This window comes from Leucobacter sp. USHLN154 (genome assembly GCF_037145595.1).
Lineage (GTDB): Bacteria > Actinomycetota > Actinomycetes > Actinomycetales > Microbacteriaceae > Leucobacter > Leucobacter alluvii.
This window is the reverse complement of sequence record NZ_JBBCXF010000003.1, coordinates 1-18,335: the sequence shown is the minus strand read 5'-3', so window position 1 is coordinate 18,335 and position 18,335 is coordinate 1. Positions and strand designations below refer to the sequence as shown.

The following is an 18,335-nucleotide window of genomic DNA, read 5'->3' as shown; positions in this document are numbered from 1 at the left end:
GACTAGTCGTTGACACGGCCGAGGTAGTCACCCGTGCGGGTGTCGACCTTGACCTTCGTGCCGGTCTCGAGGAACAGCGGGACCTGGATCTCTGCACCGGTCTCGACAGTGGCGGGCTTCGTTCCGCCGGTCGAGCGATCGCCCTGCAGACCCGGCTCGGTGTACGTCACTTCGAGCACCACCGACGACGGGAGCTCGAGGTACAGCGGGTCGCCCTCGTGCAGCGCGATCTGGACCTGGAGGTTCTCGAGCATGAACTTCGCGGCGTCGCCGACGACGGCACCGGAAACGGTGAGCTGATCGTAGTCGGACTGGTCCATGAAGACGTAGTCTGCGCCATCCTGGTACAGGTATTGGTAATCACGACGGTCGACGTTCGCGGTCTCGATCTTCGCGCCAGCGTTGTAAGTCTTGTCGATGATCTTGCCCGAGACGACGTTCTTCTGCTTCGTGCGAACGAACGCGCCGCCCTTGCCCGGCTTCACATGCTGGAACTCGACCACGCTCCAGAGCTGGCCGTTCTCTTTGATGACGGTGCCGTTCTTGATGTCGTTCGTACTGGCCATGCAGTGATTCTCCGGATTCTATAAAGTTCGAGCGCCTGAATACGCGCCGAACCAGCATACATGCCGCGCTGTTTGCATGCTTTGCACAATGGCGAGGTTTCAAGCTTGACGATCCCTCTAAGCTCTCCCCCATGCACATGTTCTTCCGCACGCTCTGGCACCAGTGGTTCGTGGGTCGGCGCGGCCCGAAGCTCGGCTTCGAAGGCGTCTCGCGTTCGCGTTTCCGCGTCTGGCCCACCGACCTCGACATCCTCCGCCATATGAACAACGGCAAGTACCTCTCGATCATGGACGTCGCACGCTTCGATCTGATCCAGCGCAACGGGGTCTGGCAGCTGTTCGCGCGCGAACGCTGGTACCCGGTGGTCGTCGGGCAGACGATCTCGTACCGCAAGTCGCTGAACCCGTGGCAGCGGTTCTGGATCGAGTCGCGCATTCTCGGCTTCGATGACCAGGCGGTGTACATGGAGCAGCGCTTCGTCCGTCCCGACGCGCAGCGCCGGCCCGACATTCATGCTCGGGCCGTAGTGCGTGCCCGGATCCTTCGCCGTTCGGGCGGCGTCGTGCCCGTCGCCGAGATCATCGAGAAGAGCGGGGCCGACCCGAGCAAGCTCATCGTCCCCGATGACGTGCTCGCCTGGGGGCGATCCACGCGACTTCCGTCCACTCGCGTCGACGCCATCAGCGTCTGGGAGTAGCGGCGCTCACGCCAACGGAGTGCGCGCACCGAGATGCGGCCCCTGGTTCCCGACTTCCCGGCAGGTGATCCGGATCGCCCGTTCGCTCTCGTCGTACACGTGGCGGGCCGCGAGACGCCCGCCGGCGAGCGATCCCTCCAACCAGGTGAAGCTCGCCGCGTCGATGAGGGGAGATCCACTCGCGACCAGCATCAGTTGGAGCATGAGCACCTCGGGCAGCGTCACATGGGGGCCGTGCGAGAACCCGAGCCCGAGCACCGGTGGCCGCGCACCCGAGGGCACCAACCGCAACGTCCATGCCCGCCCCTGCGCACGTGCCGCGGGGATGCCGGGTGGCGGGGTGTCGAGTGCGTCGAACTCCCGTTCGGCCTCCGTCGCGAGCAGCAGCGGCGAGTCCCCGGTCGAGCCGATGGCGAGCGGTGCACTTCCGTCATGCGGTGCGTCAGGGAGCGCGACGGCCGCGCGTTGGAACGAGGTCTTCCAGACGGCAGCTCCGCATCCGAATGGCGTCGGCACCGCGGTGAGCGAGGAATCGGCCGCCAGCGCGCTCCCCAGTCGTCCGATATCGGTCCCGGCATCGACGAACGCCTCGATCTCCGGCATCTCGATGTCGAGCCACCCGCAGGCGATTCGGGCTGATGCGAAATGCTGCTCAGCGCGACGCGCTCCCTCCGGCTCCGCGACGTCCGCGAATCCCGCGTGCGGCATGAGCCTCGCCGCTGCAGCGTCGAGGCTCGCATCGAGCGACGCCGCGGCGCTCGGCGCGGCGTGGCGGGTCGCGGCTGCGTCGAGTTCGCTCGCCAAGTCGGGAAACAGCGCGCGAATGAGCTCGACGCGATCGTTCGTTCCGTGCCGATCGAAAGGCTTCACGTCCATCTCCATTCACTGCGCTCCCGCATTTGTCGGCACCGATACCCCGGTCTGACGCCCGGCGATTCAGAAGGGTGCGCGGGAGCCGCACCTTCACGCTAGCGGGTCCTGCGCTCCACTTCGTCGAGCACGAGGCTCTGCAGCACCTCGGGCAGCGTGCGCACGTCGAGCACGGTACGCCCGTTCGGGGCGTAGCGCGACTCGAGGTCGCCCGGCCCGATCCCGATGCCGTGCACCTCGACGCCCGCCGACCGCAGGCGACGCAACGCGTGCTCAGCCGCGGTTGGATCGTTCGACCCTCCGTCGCTCACGAGGATCACGATGCGTCGGCGCTCCCTGCCGTTGGCTGCGCCCCCGTCCGAGTGCTCTGATTCGCCCAGGCCAAGCTGGTCCGCGGCTGCGCGCAGGGCTGCACCGTCGTTCGTGGACCCGCGCGGAACGCGAATCGCGCCGTGCACCGCGCGGCGCACCGAATCGTCGAGCCCGCTCGACAGCGGTTTGACCACATCGACGGCTGAGTCGAAGACGACGAGCGCGGTGCGAATGTCGAGGTCGAGTGCAGCTCCCCCGACGCGTTCAGCGGCCTCGATGTCACGTGCCACCCCAGCGAGGGCCTCCGTCATGATCAGCATCGTGTCGGCCGCTGCTTCTGCCGCGGCACCCTGCATCGAAGCGGAGCGGTCGACGAGCAGCACGTAATCGGTGCTTCCCGCGCGGCGCGTGCGGCGCCCGCGCATCGCCCGGTCGCGGAAGGCGCGCGGCCGTGGCTGCCCAGCGCGAGACTCGGCGACTGCTGCGGCTAGCGAGTCCGCAGCGAGGTCATCGCCCTCCGGGCGAGGCCGGGCATCCGGCACGCGACGCGAGGTCACACGCTCGGCGATCACCTGCGCCCACACGGCGCGCATCCGCTCGATCGCGTCCGCGAGTGAGGCCGCTCGCCCGCGGTAGTCGGCGAGTTCGGTCTCGGCGAACCCGCCCGCCGATCCCCCGCTCGCTCCATGCAGCGGCTCTGCAGGCTGCGCGGAATCGTTCGCGGGTGGCGGCGCCTCGGGCATCAGGCCACGATCATCAGTGCGCCCGCCGCCGGGCATCGGCGTCGACAGCATCCGTTCCACGAAGGCTGCCTGCTGGGACGCGAAGAGGTCGGCGCCCTCGGCTGTCTCGCGACCATCGCCGGCGCGAGCTCGCTCCTCCTCCGTCTCGCCTGTCTCGCCGTCCCCGTCAGATGCGTCGGGATCCTGGTCGGGCTCGTCACCATCCCGCTCATCTCCTTCTGCATCTGCGTCACCATCTCCCGCGTGCTGCCCGCTCGACGACAGCGCCGTCTCGGGTGCCGGCTCGTCGTCTGCGCCGCCCGCTCCGCTGTGCGCGTCGAGTCCGCGTTCAGCGGCGTCTCCTGCCGCGAGTTGCTCGTAGGCGCCGAGCAACCAGGCGACTGCGCGCTCAAACCTGAGCACCGCGCTCCGCTTCGAGTCGGGCGCCATCACGCGCCGGAACGTCCGGAGTTGATCCAGCATCTCGTGCTCAGCCCGCCCGCTCGCATCTCGGTGCGCGTCGATTGGCAGCAACTCGCTCCACGCCCGCCGTACGTCGATGTGCGTGCCCGCCAACACTGTATGAGCGTCGGCGGCGCCTGCGACTCCAGCGCGCAGGACGACGGCGATCCACTGCAGGTGGCGCGGCCACGTCGTGACGTCCGACGGCACGCTCCGATACGTCGCCGCCAGCAGTGGCGCGCGCAGGCCGGGCATTGCGGTGAGCAGTTCACTCATCGCCTGCACACGGTACGCCGCATCGAACAGGGGCGTTGCGTCGGGCCGAACGCGAGTGAATGACGCGCGTCGACGAGCGCGGGCGGGTTCGACGCGATTGTTCCGAGGCCCCTCCCAGAGATGCAGAAAGGCGAGGGCCACCGCCTCGGACTCCGAATGCCCGCGCACGCCGTACCAGCCGAGACCGACCCGGAGTTCCCGGTCCGTGAATTCCCAGACCTCATCATCCGTGACATGCACCGGGATCCCGATCACTGCGCCGACCCCTTCGAGTCGGGCGCGCAGCCCCGTGCCCATCAGGTGCTCGTTCACGGCCATGCTCACACCCTATCCGCGCCCTCAGTCGCCTTCGTGCCGCGTGATAGCGTGACGCCATGCTCTCCGTCGATTCAGACCCCGCACTCGGCGAAGCCGTCGCATTGCGAACGGAACTGCGGCGAATCCGTCGGGCCAGAGCGGCTGACGACGACGCCTCCGCATCGCATGCGGAAGACTTGGCGAGCGTCGAACAGCGCTTGACCGCCCTCGAGCAGGATCCAGCCAACCAGAGCTTGTTCGCGTCCGCGCTCGACGAACGGGCTGCCTCGCTGCGCATCGCGGCGCTGGCTCGTCGCGCAGAGGCGAAGGCGGAGCGCAGCCGCGCAGCCGCAGACGCCATCATCGCTCGCGCTGTGCGCGCCGCTCGACCCCTGACCTCGGCCGAATCGGATCGCGTGCGCGAGCTGCGCGCGCGTCGTCCCGATGCCGACTGGCAGCAGAGCATCGACAGCGTCGAGCGCAGGGATGCCGTGCTCGAGGCGCTCGGCATCGTGCGTATCCGCGAAGCGCGCCGACAACTCCGCGAGGGTCTCCTGCAGACACAGCAGATGCGCGGCATCATCAGCGAAGCCGTGCCAGCGCTCCGGCAGGGCGAGCCGGTCTTGCTCGTCGGCGAGACCGGCGGAGCGAAGACGGCGCTCGCGGAGCACCTGTCCCGGGTCGGCCTCGGTCGCGAGCCGGAGCTCATCTCGGGATACGGCGACATCACGAGTGCGCAAGTGATCGGCACGCATGAGCTCCGCACCGAAGCCGGCGCGACCGTCAGCGTCTTCACGCCTGGCCCGTTGCTTCGCGCCATGCGAGAGGGCCGGCCGGTGATCCTCGATGAGGTGAACGCGATGCCGCCCGAGTTCCTCAAGCGCTTGAATCGCATTCTGCAGTTGCGCCCGGGAGACGTGCTGCACGTGCAGGAAGACGCGGGGCGTCCGGTGACCATCGCATCCGGTTTCGCCGTGCTCGCCACGGCGAACGAGCAGACGCCGCACCGCTACCGTGGGCTCGATCGCCTGAGCGCGGAGCTGGTGAACCGCTTCGGGGCGAACGCCTACCGTGTGCACTACCCCGATACCGGGTGCGACTATGCCGCGTTCCCGGCGGAGAACGGCCTGCTCGCCGTCGCCGCCGTTGCCGATCATCACGGCGGGCTCCCGCACCACGTCCCGCCGGAGGAGTTGATCCGGGCCGCACGGGCGGCGTTCATCAGCCAGCAGGTTTTCGCCGGTGAGCATGGTTCCGGCTTTGGAGAGTACGTGAGCACGGAGCGTGAGATCGACGGGCGCCCGGGGCTGGAGGAATCCGTCATCGCCCCACGCACACTTGTCGCCATTCTGCGGAAGGTGGCGGGAAGCGCGGGCGAGATCACCCTCGATCGTGCGTTCACGAGATTCGTCGAGGGCGTCATGCATCGTGAGGATCGACGCGTGCTGGCGCTGATTCTCGAAGGCCAGGGCTTCCGGATCGCCTGAGCCGAATTCTCGCTCAGACGATGCCAAGCGGGCAGCAGGCGCGCACGGCGTGCCGGATCGGTCCGTGCGACACCACCCGGCGATGTCAGCACGACGGTGCTAGTTCGCGATCTCCTGATACGCGAACTGCAGCATCGAGTCGTCGACTCCCGCCAGCACGCGCGGCTTGCCGATCTCGTCGAGCACGATGAAACGCAGCATGCCAGCGCGAGCTTTCTTGTCGCGCTGCATCGCTGCGAGGAGCCCCGGCCAGCGGCCAGCCGGATACGAGAGCGGCAGGGTCAGGGAGGTGAGGATGCTCCGGTGCCGATCCACCGCCGCATCCGACAGCGCACCGGCGAGGCGCCCGAGTTCGGCCGCGAACATCATCCCGATCGAGATCGCGACGCCGTGCCGCCACTGGTAGCGCTCCGCATGCTCGATCGCGTGCCCCAGGGTGTGTCCGTAGTTCAGGATCTCCCGCAGACCGCCCTCACGGAAATCCTCGGAGACGACCCGAGCCTTCACCCCGACGGAGAGCTCGACGAGGCGCTGGAACTCCGGCGTCGTCGGATCGGTGGCGCGGTCGACGTCGCGCTCGAGAATGTCGAGGATCTCCGGCTCCGCGATGAAGCCGCACTTGGCGATCTCGGCGAAGCCGGCGAGAATCTCGTTGCGCGGCAGCGTCTCGAGCAGGTCGAGGTCGCAGATGACGGCAGCGGGGGCGTAGAAGCTCCCGACGAGGTTCTTCCCCTCGGTGGTGTTGATGCCGGTCTTGCCGCCCACTGACGCGTCAACCATGCCGAGCACCGTCGTGGGGATCTGCACGAGGCGCACGCCGCGAAGCCAGGTCGCGGCGACGAATCCAGCGAGATCGGTCACAGCGCCGCCTCCGAGACCGATCACCGCGTCCGTGCGGGTGAAGTCCGACTGGCCGAGGATCTGCCAGCAGAACGCCGCGACCTCGACGCGCTTGGCGGATTCCGCATCGGGTACCTCGGCGAGGAGCACCTGCGTGTAGCGCTCCTGCAGCAGTTCGCGCAGGTCATTCGCGAACTTGCCGACGGTCGGCGTGTGCACGATCAGAACCTTCGCCACGCGCTCCCCGAGCGCTTCCGGCACACGATCGAGCACGCCTCGGCCGATCGTGACCGTGTACGAGGTCTCCCCGGTGACCGAGATCTCCGCTGCATCGCTCATGACTGCTCCTTCTCGCCTCGGCGGGCGCTCCGCTGGTGGCGTCCGCCGCCCCGCGCCCACTGGGCGACACGGCGGACGAGTTGTTCTTGGGTCGCGCGGTCGGTGCGGTACGTCACATCCGCGACTTCCTCGTACAGTGGTCGCCGCTCGTTCAAGATGCGGCCCCAGGCCTGCGGGTCATCGCGCAGCAACGGCCTCCGGGCGATGTTCGCCGTGCGGAGCACCGCTTCCTGCGTGGTCATGAGCAGCACCACCGGGTGATTCGCGAGCAGTGCACGCGTGGACTCGGTGAGCACGGCGCCGCCACCCAGCGCAACGATACGGCAGCCTTCGACCGCGAGCTCCTCGGCGATCACCTCGGCTTCGATGCGACGGAACTCCGCTTCCCCGTGGGTCGCGAAGAACTCGGTGATCACCCCGTGGCGCCGCACGATCACGGCGTCCGTATCGACGAAGGGCACCCCGAGCTCCCGAGCGACGCGTTTGCCGAGGCTGGTCTTACCGGCTGCCATCGGGCCGACGAAGACGATAGCCCGATCGGGAAGCCGTGTGCCCGGCCGCCGACGTCGCCGTCGACGTCCGCGCGCACGCGGCGCGGAAGCGGTCCCCGCCGCAGCGCCTCCGGCATCCGCAATCGGAGCGCCGTGCTTGGCGGGACCGGAGCGCTCGGGTACCGCGGCGCTCTGCGCATCGGCCTTCGCCTGCTCCGCGACGGACTGCGGAATCACCTGGAGCGGGCTCGTCGGAGGTGTCGGCTTCGGTTTCTGCGCTGGCGGCCCGACATCGCGGGCGACCCTGCGGTGCCCGGTCATCGTGCGCGATTCCTCACGACTCGATGACGGTCGAGAGGCGCTCCGGGATCGCCGCAACATACGCCTCGAGGTTCCGACGGGTCTCGGCGACACTGTCGCCGCCGAACTTCTCGGTCACGGCATCGGCCAGCACCAGCGCCGTCATGGCTTCAGCCACGACGCCAGCGGCGGGTACAGCTGACACATCGCTGCGCTGGTGGTGCGCCTTCGATTCCTCTCCCGTGGAGACGTCGATCGTCGGCAACGCGTGCGGCACCGTCGCGATCGGCTTCATGCCTGCGCGCACGCGGAGCACCTGTCCGGTCGTCATGCCGCCTTCGATGCCGCCGGCGCGCGTGGTCTCGCGAGCAATGCGGCCGTTCTCGAGGTGCAGCTCGTCGTGCGCCGCCGAACCGCGTCGCCGCGTGGTCTCGAAGCCGTCGCCGACCTCGACGCCCTTGATCGCCTGAATGCCCATGAGCGCACCGGCGAGTCGAGAATCGAGTCGCCGATCCCAGTGGACGTACGATCCGAGCCCAGGTGGCAGACCGTAGGCGAGCACCTCGACGATGCCGCCGAGCGTGTCGCCGGACTTCTTCGTGTCGTCGACCTCTGCGACCATGCGAGCACTGGTCTCGGCATCGAAGCAGCGCAGCGGATCGGCGTCGAGAGCGATGACGTCCTCCGGGCGGGGCAGCGCCGATCCGGCGGGAACTGCGACGTCGCCCATGGAGATCGTGTGGCTGACGAGCCGAATGCCGAGTTCCGCGAGAAATGCGCGGGCGACGGCGCCGAGGGCGACGCGCGCGGCCGTCTCACGGGCGCTCGCGCGCTCGAGCACCGGGCGCGCCTCATCGAATCCGTACTTCTGCATACCTGCGAGGTCGGCGTGGCCCGGTCGGGGGCGCGTCAACGGCGCACCACGGCCGCGCGACTTCTCGGACAGTTCGGTGGCCTCCGCGGACATCACTTCGGTCCACTTCGGCCACTCCGTGTTGCCGATGCGGATGGCCACGGGGCCGCCGATCGATACGCCCTGCACCACCCCTCCGGAGAGGTTCAGCTCGTCCTGCTCGAACTTCATCCGCGAGCCTCTGCCATAGCCGAGCTTGCGGCGCGCGAGATCTTCACGGATCCCGTCGAGCGATACGGGGACGCCAGCAGGCAGTCCCTCGAGGACGGCGATCAGTTCGGGGCCGTGAGATTCTCCGGCGGTCAGCCAACGCAGCATACCCGCTATCCTCCCACACCCGACCGCGTACGTCAGACGGCGCGGCGCATCGCGTCGCGCACGGACCCTTCGTCAGCGAGCGGAAGTGCCGGATCACCGTGCGTGAAGATGCGCACCTGCAGGAGCGCCTGTTCGACGAGCATTTCGGTTCCCGGATGCGCTTCACCGGCCGATGCCCGCCACCGCGAGGCCAGCGGGGACGGCCACGGGTCGTACGCGACGTCGAAGAGAGGGATCCGCGCGAGCCACGCGGGGATCCCGATCTGAGCAGCGGCCGGACCGGGCAGGGTGGAGATCACCAGCGAGGGGGCCTCCTGTCCGGTTCCGACCGACGTTGCGGCGCCGCCGTCCGCACCGGAACCGCCGTACGCGAGTCTCATCGGCGCGGTCGAGACTGCGGCTCGAGTCCCGTCGAATCGCGTGACGAGCGACCGCCCCGCCGTGGTGTTGCGCGCAAGCAGCGTCACATGCTCCGCGCCGAGTTCGCGAACGGCGAGAATCGCAGAGACCGCTGTGGCGCCCGATCCGAGTACGACGGTCCGCCGGGCATCCAGCCCGTTCCGGGCGATCGCTGCAGCCAGGCCGGGCACGTCGGTGTTCGCGCCGAACCACGCGCCGTCTTCGAGACGCCGCAGCGTGTTCACGACGCCGCTCTCCGTCGCCACCGGGTCGAGGGTGCTGGCGAGTCGGTGCGCCTCGCTCTTCAGGGGCATCGTGACGGAGAAACCGCGCCACTCATCGCCCCTTCCGTCGAGAAATGCCCGAAGACCCGCCTCGCCGCACCGTACGGCCGAATAGCGCCAATCGAGGCCCAGCGCACGGTACGCCGCTGCGTGGATCCGCGGGGATCGCGAGTGCGCGACCGGGGAGCCGAGCACCGCGAGCCGCACAACCACCTAGCAGCCCTGGTCGGGGTTGGCGGCACACCACTCGTTCAGCTGGCCGATCGCCGATTCGTGCTCCTCCTGGGTCGTGGAGAACACCGACTCCCCCGTCTCGAGGTTGACGGCGACGAAGTAGATCCAGTCTCCCGTCGGCGGGCTCAGCACCGCCGAGATGGCGTCGCGACCGGGGTTCGCAATCGGTCCCTTCGGCAGTCCCTTGTGGACGTACGTGTTCCACGGGTTGTCATCCGCGAGCGCTTCATCCGTGGACCAGACACTGCCGTCGGCGTGCTGACCGTACCCGTACTGGGCGGTGGAGTCCATCTGCAGGAGCATGTCTTGCGCGAGGCGGTTCTCGATGACCCGTGCGACCTTCGGGAAGTCCTCGATCCGGCCGCCCTCCCGCTGCACGATGGACGCCTTGGTGAGCACGGCCTCGCGGGACTCCGGAGCGACGCCCATCTCGTCCAGCACCTGGATCTGGGTGCTCACGAGCTCTGCAATGGCCTCAGCTCCGGTGGTGTCCTCCTCGAACTCGTACGTCGCCGGGAACAGCCAGCCTTCCAGACTGTCCACTCCCTCGGGGAGTCCGTACGCGGCGACGTCCTCCGTGGCCGCCTGCAGCTCCTCGATGGGGATGCTCGCGCCTGCAGCCACCAGTTCGAGCGTCTGCTCGACCGTCTTGCCCTCCGGGATGATCGCGGTGAAGGCCATGCGGTTGTCGGGGTTCTGCAGTGCGTCGAGCGCGGCTTGCGCGCTCATCTGCGACTTCACCTTGTACGAACCCGGCAGGAACGCCACCTCTTCGGGCTGTTCGAGCAGCAGGCTGTAGAAGGCGTCCGCGGTCTTCACCACATCGGCTTCTTCCAGCGAAGCGGCGATGTCCTCACCGATCTCGCCCTCCGTGATCACTACGACGACCTCGCCCGAGCCTTCGCCCTCGTAATCGTTCGTGGTCCACCCGAGGGCCTGCGAGATCCCGTCACCGTAATGGGACCACAGATACGCTCCAGCGCCTGCCAGGCCTCCGAGGAGGAGCAGTGTCACGAGCAGCGAGATGAGTACTCGCCGGCCCGTGCGTCGCCGGTCGTCGCGCGTGCGTGCGTTCATTCGGTGGCCTCCCCGGTCCCCGTCGTCTTCACTTCCGCGGCGTGACCCGGTGCGTGCCCGCTCGATCGTTCGATGTCGAGAGCGTGCTGCAGGATCACCACCGCTGCGGCCTGATCGATGATCGATCGGCTCTGTTTCGTGCGTTTTCCGGCAGCCCGCAGATGCGCCTGTGCCGATACGGTCGACAGCCGTTCGTCGACGAGGCGCACCGGCACGCTCAATCGCGCGGCGAGTCGTTCGGCGAAGCGCGCGGCGTCATCCGTGGACGGCGTGCGCTCTCCGCGCAAGTTGAGAGGAAGCCCGACCACCGCTTCGAGGGCGTCGTGCTCCGTCACGATCTCGGCGATCCGCGCAATATCTGCGAGGTCGTCGGCCGCGCGCGGCACGGTTTCGACGGGCGTCGCCAGCATCCCGTGAGGATCGCTGCGGGCGACGCCGATACGAGCCTTGCCCACGTCCACGCCGATGCGCACTCCGACCCGCACGCTCAGCCGCCCAGGCTGCGCCGGATCTCGGCAAGGGCAACGTCGATCTGCGAGACGTCGGTGCCGCCGCCCTGAGCAAGGTCGTCTTTGCCTCCGCCGCCTCCGCCGAGCACCTGCGCTGCGGTGCGCACCAGCGCGCCCGCCTTCGCCCCGGCCTCTCGCCCCGCTGGGGTGGTCGCGGCGATGACGACCGGCTTCCCCCCGGTCTCGCCCGCCAGCACGACGACGCCCGGCTGCCCTCCAAGCTGCTCTCGAATCGTCAACGCGAGCCCGCGAATGTCGTCTGCGGAGCCCACGGAGCCGACGGAGGCCAGCACCGCGCGCAGCCCGCCGAGCTGCAGGGCGTCGGCGAGCAACTGCGGAACGCGCTCGCGAAGCTTCTCCGCTTCGAGCGCCGCGATCTTCTTCTCGGCGGCGCGCAACTGCGCGCCCAGGTCCTGCACCTTCGTGACCAGCTCGCCGCGGGGCACCTTGAGCCCGCCCGTGAGCTGCTGCACGATCGCGCGTTCCGCAGCGAAGTTGCGGAACGCCTCGATCCCGACGAGCGACTCGACGCGTCGGTTCGTGGATCCCACTGAACTCTCGGAGATGAGATTGATCATCCCGATCTCCGCGGAGCTGGAGACGTGGGTTCCCGCGCAGAGCTCTCGCGACCACGGGCCGCCGATGTCGACGACGCGCACGCGGTCGCCGTACTTCTCCCCGAACAGCGCCATGGCGCCGAGCGCCTTCGCCTCGTCGAGGGGCATCTCGCGCGTCACCACCTCGTAGTCCGATCGGATCGCGAGGTTCGAGATCTCCTCGATCTCGCTCTTCGTCTCGCTCGACAGTGCTTCGGTGTGCGAGAAGTCGAGGCGCAGGTACCCGGCCTTGTTGTAGGACCCCGTCTGGTGGGCGCCTCGTCCGATGACGTCGCGAAGCGCGGCGTGCACGATGTGGGTGCCGGAGTGCGCCTGGGTGGCCCCCCGTCGGTAGTCGGCGTCGACTCGGGTCTCCGCGCGCGCGTCGAGTCCGATCGTGCCGACTTCCACGCGCACCGTGTGCACGATCAGCCCGGCCACCGGCTTCTGCACGTCGAGCACTTCCGCTTCGAAGCCATCGCCGACGATGTGCCCCTGATCCGCGTCCTGACCACCGGACTCCGCGAACAGCGACGTCTCGGAGAGCACGAGCTCGGCGATATCGCCCTCATTGGCCTCACGTGCGGGCGCGCCGTCCACCACGATGCCGAGCACACGGCTCTCGTGCACGAGCTCGTCGTACCCCGTGAACAGCGTCTCGCCCAGACCGCGAAGCTCTTTGTAGATGGAGAGGTCGGCTCGCTGACCCTTCTTCGCCTTCGCATCAGCCTTCGCACGGTCGCGCTGCTCCTGCATCAGCGAGGTGAACACCTCGGCGTCGACCGGCACTCCGGCCTCTTCCGCGATCTCGAGCGTGAGCTCGATCGGGAAGCCGTGCGTGTCGTGCAGCAGGAACGCGGTGTCGCCCGGCACCGCTGCGCCGGCCGTCTTCGCCGAGTCGACCGCGGAGTCGAGGATCTGAATGCCGGACGCGAGCGTTCGCAGGAAGGTCTTCTCCTCCGCGTACGCCGCACGGGCGATGAAGTCGAAATCCTCGGCGACTGCGGGGTACGCCTCTCGCATCGCGTCGCGGGAGACCGGGAAGAGCTCCGAGAAGCTCGGCCCCTCGACCCCGAGCAGTCGCATCGAGAGCGTCACGCGCCGCAGGAGTCGTCGCAGAATGTAGCCGCGCCCCTCGTTCGAGGGCGTGACGCCGTCTGCGATGAGCATGAGCCCGCTGCGCACGTGATCGGCGATGACCCGCAGGCGCACATCGTCTGCGTGGTGCTCGCCGTAGGTCTTGCCCGCGATCTCGGCCGCGCGATCCAGCACCGGGCGCACCTGATCGATCTCGTACATGTTCTGCACGCCCTGCTTGATGAAGGCGACGCGCTCGAGACCGAGGCCCGTGTCGATGTTCTTCTTGGGCAGCTCGCCCACGATGGTGAAATCGGTCTTCGACCGCACATCTGCGACCTGGTACTGCATGAAGACGAGATTCCAGATCTCGACGTAGCGATCGTCATCGGTCGCCGGACCGCCGTCGATGCCGTATTCGGGACCGAGGTCGAAGAAGATCTCGGAGCAGGGGCCGGCAGGGCCCGGCTGGCCGGTCGACCAGTAGTTCGTGTCCTTGCCGAGGCGCTGAATCCGCTCATCGGGCAGTGTGGAATGCTCGCGCCACAGCGCGATCGCCTCTTCGTCCTCCTCGTAGACGGTGACCCAGAGATCCTTCGGGTCGAACCCGAGCCCGCCGTCGGCCTCACTGGTGGTCAGCAGTTCCCAGGCGAAGCGGATCGCTCCCTCTTTGAAGTAATCGCCGAAGGAGAAGTTGCCGCACATCTGGAAGAACGTGCCGTGTCGCGGGGTCTTGCCGACCTCTTCGATGTCATTGGTGCGAATGCACTTCTGCACGCTCGTCGCACGAGCGAACGGCGCAGGCACGAGGCCGGTGAGGTACGGCACGAACGGCACCATTCCCGCCACCGTGAACATCAGGCTCGGGTCGTCGCTCACGAGCGACGCGGAGGGGACGACGGTGTGCCCCTTCTTCTCGAAGAAGTCAAGCCAACGACGGTGGATTTCGGCGGTCTTCATCCGTGGTCTTTCTCTGGAGATCGATGTGGTGGGTGCGTGATATGGGGCGAGGATCAGGCGCGTTCGCGGAATGCTGCGCGCAGCGCCTCGGCCTCGGTCTCATCGTCGGCATCGGCGTCGCGGTACCCGGAGGCGAACGCGCGGCCCAGTTCATCCACGCCTCGGTTGACCCGTGCGAAGAATCGGCGCCCCTCGGCCGTCTGATTGACGAAGTGCGCACCGACGAACCCCAGTACGACTCCGGTGACCAGCCAGAATAGCTTGCCCATGTTTCGATCCTCCCGTCTGCGTCGATGCACGGCCGCACGGCCACGCATGCTCGAGCACTCGACAAGCTTAGCGGGTGGCCCCTGTCGCACATCGTGCCCCGAACACAGCAAACGGGGCGCCGGATGGAATCCGACGCCCCGTTTCGCTTTCGAGTGCTTAGCGACCCGAGTAGTACTCGACCACGAGCTGCACTTCACAGGTCACGGGGACCTCAGCGCGCTTCGGGCGACGCACCAGGCGAGCCTGGAGCTTGTCGAGCTCGACCTCGAGGTAGCTCGGAACGTTCGGGAGCACCTCGGCGTGACCGCCGGCAGCTGCGACCTGGAACGGCTCGATCGCTTCCGAGCGCGCCTTGACGTGGATGAGCTGACCCGGCTTCACGCGGAAGGAGGGGCGATCGACGATCTTGCCGTCGACGAGGATGTGACGGTGCACGACCATCTGACGGGCCTGCGCCGTGGTGCGGGCGAAGCCGGCGCGCAGCACGAGCGCGTCGAGACGCATCTCGAGCAGCTCGACCAGGTTCTCACCGGTCAGTCCGTCCTGACGACGGGCTTCCTTGAAGGCGATGGTGAGCTGCTTCTCGCGGATGCCGTACTGGGCGCGGAGACGCTGCTTCTCACGCAGGCGGACAGCGTAGTCGCTGTCGCTCTTGCGCTTGGTGCGACCGTGCTGGCCGGGGCCGTAGGGGCGCTTCTCGAGGTAGCGAGCTGCCTTCGGGGTCAGCGCGATGCCGAGCGAGCGCGACAGGCGGGTCTGGGAACGGGTACGCGACGTAGTCGACACGTGGATCCTTTCGGGTTTCTGAATTGCGACAGCGCGATCTGCAGTTCGGATCGCGCAGGTTCTCTCGGCCAGGCTGCGCCCGCATCAACCAGTGATGCACGCGACGCAACGAACCGTTGTTCGGTGAGGGAACGACCAGTGCAGAAACCCGGCTACAGGGCGACTGCCATCCGATCCCCGCGTGCAGCCAGCAGCGGGGGCGGTGTTGGCCAGCGGCTAGCTTATCACCTTCCGGGCCCTGATGCGCGTCGCGACCCGCCTCGAGGCTTCACTCGTCCCCGCCCCGTGTGATTCGGCGGATCTTCTCGAGACGATCCGATACCTCGCGCTCGTTCCCGTGCTGCGTCGGCTGGTAGTACACCTTGCCGCGCAGCTCGTCGGGCAGGTACTGCTGCTGCGACACCCCGCGCGGATCGCTGTGCGGATACCGATAGCCCTTCCCGTGGCCCATGCGCTTCGCCCCGGGGTAGTGGGCGTCGCGCAGATGCGTGGGCACGAGCCCGAATCGTCCCGCCTTCACGTCCGCGATCGCCGCATCGATCGCAGTGATCACCGCATTCGACTTCGGCGCCGTCGCAATGTAGATCGTCGCCTCCGCGAGCGGGATCCGGGCTTCCGGAAGCCCGATCAGCTGCGTGGCCTCGGCAGCGGCGACCGCGACGCGGAGCGCCTGGGGATCCGCCATGCCGACGTCTTCGGCCGCGTGCACCATGAGCCTGCGCGCGATGAAGCGGGGATCTTCGCCTGCTTCGATCATGCGGGCCAGGTAGTGGATCGCCGCATCGGGATCGGACCCGCGCATGGATTTGATGAAGGCGCTGATCACGTCGTAGTGCTGGTCGCCGTTCTTGTCGTATCTGAGCAGCGCACGATCGATCGAGATCGCGACCGTCTCCCCCGTCACGACCGGGGTCGCGTCGTCTTCCGCACTCGCCGTAGCCGACGCTCCAGCGGCTTCGAGTCCGGTGAGGGCGCGCCTCGCGTCACCGGAGGCGACCTGCACGAGGGCCTCGTACGCGTCATCGGTCACTTCCACCCGAGCCCCGAGGCCGCGTGGATCCTCGACCGCACGCTCGAGGAGGCGCCGCAGGTCGGGATCGGCGAGCGGCTCGAGCGTCAGCAGGAGGGATCGCGAGAGCAGCGGGCTGATCACTGAGAATGATGGATTCTCGGTCGTCGCCGCCACGAGCGTCACCCAGCCGTTCTCGACGCCGGGCAGCAGCGCGTCCTGCTGAGCCTTCGTGAACCGGTGAATCTCGTCCAGGAAGAGGACGGTGGCGATGTCGTAGAGATCCCGGTCGTTGAGCGCGCGCTCCATCACCGTGCGCACATCCTTGATCCCGGCGGTGACGGCCGAGAGCTCGACGAAACGCCGGCCGCTCGAGTGCGCGATCGCCTGAGCGAGCGTGGTCTTGCCCGTTCCCGGCGGACCCCAGAGTATGACGGAGACCGCTCCCCCGCCCCCGGCGGCATCCGAGGCGAGCGTGCGCAGCGGCGAGCCGGGCTTCAGCAGATGCTGCTGCCCCACGACTTCGTCGAGCGATTGCGGCCGCATCCGCACCGCGAGCGGGGCGGTGTGCGCGGGCGCAGGTCTCGAATCCACACCTCCATCGTACTGACCCAGGATCCCCGGGCTCGAAGCGCGGCACTGTGGCATAGTGGTGGTGACAATTCCGTCCGGTCGGTTCGCCGACCCCACACACGACAGGTGAGCACAATCGTGAGCGAAGCGAGCAACGAAACGTCCTGGGGACGAGTCGACGAGGACCGCACCGTCTACGTGCGCGACGGCGATGCGGAGCGCGTCGTCGGGTCCTTCCCCGACGGCACCCCGGAAGAGGCGCTCGCGTACTTCACGCGCAAGTTCGCAGATCTCGCCGGTCAGGTCACGCTCCTCGAAGCACGCATCGCACGTGGAACTGCCGACGCCTCAGCCGCCGACACGGTCGCCAAGCTCCGCGAGCAGCTCGTCGAGCCCGCAGCTGTGGGCAACATCGCCGCGCTCCGCGAGCGAGTGGAGAAGCTCGGATCGAAGACGGCGGAACTCAGCGAGAAGCAGAACGCGGAGCGCGAAGCGGCCCGGGCTGAGGCGTTCGCGCAGCGCGAAGCCATCGCGGTGGAGGCCGAGCGACTCGCGGCCCAGCCGGAAGCCTCGATCCGCTGGAAGGATACGAGCCAGGCGTTCGAGCAGCTCTTCACCGACTGGCAGACGGCCCAGCGAAGCGGTCCGCAGATTCCGAAGTCGCAGGCCGACGCGCTGTGGAAGCGATTCCGCTCCGCTCGTCAGACCTTCGATTCGGCGCGCCGGGCGCACTTCGCGCAGATGGACGCCACGAACAAGGACGTCAAGCAGCGCAAAGAGCGCATCATCGCAGCTGCCGAAGCCCTCGCACCTCGCGGGGTCGAGGGAATCCCCGCCTACCGCGCTCTACTCGACGACTGGAAAGCTGCCGGTCGCGCGAGTCGCAAGCTCGACGATCAGCTGTGGGCACGATTCAAGGCCGCCGGCGACCTGCTGTACGAGGCCAAGGCAGCGGAAGCCGCCCAGACGAATGAGGAGTACGCCGAGAACCTGACGGCGAAGCAGGCTCTGCTCGAGGAGGCCGCACCCATTCTCGATGTGCAGGACCACGCTGCAGCGCGCAAGCAGCTGACGGCGATCCAGCTGCGCTGGGACGAACTCGGGCGCGTTCCGCGTGAGGCGCTTCGCGACATCGAAGGACGTCTCCGCAAGATCGAGGATCACGTCAAGCATCTCGAGGACGAGCACTGGAGCAAGACGAACCCGGAGACGAAGGCTCGCAGCGAGGGCCTGCGCGGTCAGCTCGAGGCCTCGATCGCTGAACTCTCGGCGGAGCTCGAGGCTGCACGAGCAGCGGGCGACGCGCGTCAGGTGAAGGATTCCGAGGAGAAGCTCGCGACGCAGCAGTCGTGGCTCGCAGCGATCGGCGACTGAACTTCGGTCAGCCCGTCTTCACGGACCGGGTCGGGCGAGTTATCCACAGATCGAGCAGCGCCCGGGGCGCATCGAGCAGCGGTCCGCCACGATGGAGGCATGACGCGCCCTCACGCGTGTGAGCACTGTTCGCCCGATGCGGCAGCTTCGCCACACGAACCGCCGGTCTCCCTCTCGTGGGGGGGGGCCCCCGGGGGGCCGGCCCCCCCCGCCCGGGCGGGCCCCCCCCCGGGGGGGCGCGGCGGGGGGGGGGCGGGGGGGGGGGGGGGGGCCCGCGGGGCCCCCGGGGGCGGGGG

General features: G+C 68.3%; 16 protein-coding genes. 3 read left to right on the top strand and 13 right to left on the bottom strand.

The annotated features are described in order from the left end of the window. Positions 1-2: 2 nt before the first annotated feature. Positions 3-566, bottom strand: coding sequence for an elongation factor P (efp, locus tag WFH23_RS06160; RefSeq protein WP_090148613.1), 564 nt, complete (start codon positions 564-566; stop codon positions 3-5). Between the two features lie 131 nt (positions 567-697). Here efp and WFH23_RS06155 point away from each other — a divergent pair, with 131 nt between their 5' ends. Then, the gene (locus tag WFH23_RS06155) at positions 698-1,264 is read left to right on the top strand and encodes a thioesterase family protein (RefSeq protein WP_090148610.1); all 567 of its coding nucleotides are present in this window, start codon (positions 698-700) and stop codon (positions 1,262-1,264) included. Positions 1,265-1,270: 6 nt separating this feature from the next. Here WFH23_RS06155 and WFH23_RS06150 read toward each other — a convergent pair whose 3' ends face one another. After that, a complete protein-coding gene (locus tag WFH23_RS06150) occupies positions 1,271-2,134 on the bottom strand; it encodes a hypothetical protein (RefSeq protein WP_336661939.1) in 864 nt (287 codons plus the stop codon). A 98-nt stretch (positions 2,135-2,232) separates the two neighbouring features. After that, positions 2,233-4,224 carry a vWA domain-containing protein gene (locus WFH23_RS06145; RefSeq protein ID WP_336661938.1) on the bottom strand — a complete coding sequence of 664 codons (1,992 nt, stop codon included), beginning with the start codon at positions 4,222-4,224 and terminating at the stop codon, positions 2,233-2,235. A 56-nt stretch (positions 4,225-4,280) separates the two neighbouring features. Here WFH23_RS06145 and WFH23_RS06140 point away from each other — a divergent pair, with 56 nt between their 5' ends. Then, positions 4,281-5,690 carry an AAA family ATPase gene (locus WFH23_RS06140; protein WP_336661937.1) on the top strand — a complete coding sequence of 470 codons (1,410 nt, stop codon included), beginning with the start codon at positions 4,281-4,283 and terminating at the stop codon, positions 5,688-5,690. 99 nt (positions 5,691-5,789) lie between these two features. Here the strand turns inward: WFH23_RS06140 and aroB are convergent, their stop codons facing one another. From aroB to WFH23_RS06090, 10 genes are all read right to left on the bottom strand, one after another. Beyond that, entirely contained in the window at positions 5,790-6,869 is a 1,080-nt protein-coding gene (gene aroB / locus WFH23_RS06135) for a 3-dehydroquinate synthase (protein WP_336661936.1), read from the bottom strand. Then, positions 6,866-7,681, bottom strand: coding sequence for a shikimate kinase (locus WFH23_RS06130; RefSeq protein WP_090148593.1), 816 nt, complete (start codon positions 7,679-7,681; stop codon positions 6,866-6,868). Before WFH23_RS06130 ends, aroB begins: the two co-directional genes overlap by 4 nt. Positions 7,682-7,694: 13 nt before the next feature. Next, on the bottom strand, positions 7,695-8,891 hold the full coding sequence (gene aroC / locus WFH23_RS06125; protein ID WP_090148591.1) for a chorismate synthase: 1,197 nt from the start codon (positions 8,889-8,891) through the stop codon (positions 7,695-7,697). 32 nt (positions 8,892-8,923) lie between these two features. Continuing rightward, on the bottom strand, positions 8,924-9,769 hold the full coding sequence (locus WFH23_RS06120) for a shikimate dehydrogenase family protein (RefSeq protein WP_336662134.1): 846 nt from the start codon (positions 9,767-9,769) through the stop codon (positions 8,924-8,926). 18 nt (positions 9,770-9,787) lie between these two features. Next, positions 9,788-10,885: an endolytic transglycosylase MltG gene (mltG, locus tag WFH23_RS06115; protein WP_336661935.1), complete on the bottom strand. Its 1,098-nt coding sequence runs from the start codon at positions 10,883-10,885 to the stop codon at positions 9,788-9,790. Further along, positions 10,882-11,370, bottom strand: a complete 489-nt coding sequence (gene ruvX / locus WFH23_RS06110) for a Holliday junction resolvase RuvX (protein ID WP_336661934.1) — start codon at positions 11,368-11,370, stop codon at positions 10,882-10,884. The genes mltG and ruvX overlap by 4 nt, the downstream gene beginning before the upstream one ends. A gap of 2 nt (positions 11,371-11,372) precedes the next feature. Further along, entirely contained in the window at positions 11,373-14,027 is a 2,655-nt protein-coding gene (alaS, locus tag WFH23_RS06105; RefSeq protein WP_336661933.1) for an alanine--tRNA ligase, read from the bottom strand. Positions 14,028-14,080: 53 nt separating this feature from the next. Further along, positions 14,081-14,296, bottom strand: a complete 216-nt coding sequence (locus tag WFH23_RS06100; RefSeq protein WP_090148580.1) for a hypothetical protein — start codon at positions 14,294-14,296, stop codon at positions 14,081-14,083. A gap of 157 nt (positions 14,297-14,453) precedes the next feature. Then, complete coding sequence (gene rpsD / locus WFH23_RS06095) at positions 14,454-15,083, bottom strand: 30S ribosomal protein S4 (RefSeq protein WP_090148577.1); 630 nt, start codon at positions 15,081-15,083, stop codon at positions 14,454-14,456. A gap of 268 nt (positions 15,084-15,351) precedes the next feature. Next, entirely contained in the window at positions 15,352-16,638 is a 1,287-nt protein-coding gene (locus WFH23_RS06090; RefSeq protein ID WP_090149733.1) for a replication-associated recombination protein A, read from the bottom strand. Between the two features lie 162 nt (positions 16,639-16,800). Here WFH23_RS06090 and WFH23_RS06085 point away from each other — a divergent pair, with 162 nt between their 5' ends. After that, positions 16,801-18,039: a DUF349 domain-containing protein gene (locus tag WFH23_RS06085; protein WP_442918718.1), complete on the top strand. Its 1,239-nt coding sequence runs from the start codon at positions 16,801-16,803 to the stop codon at positions 18,037-18,039. The last annotated feature ends 296 nt before the right edge of the window (positions 18,040-18,335 follow it).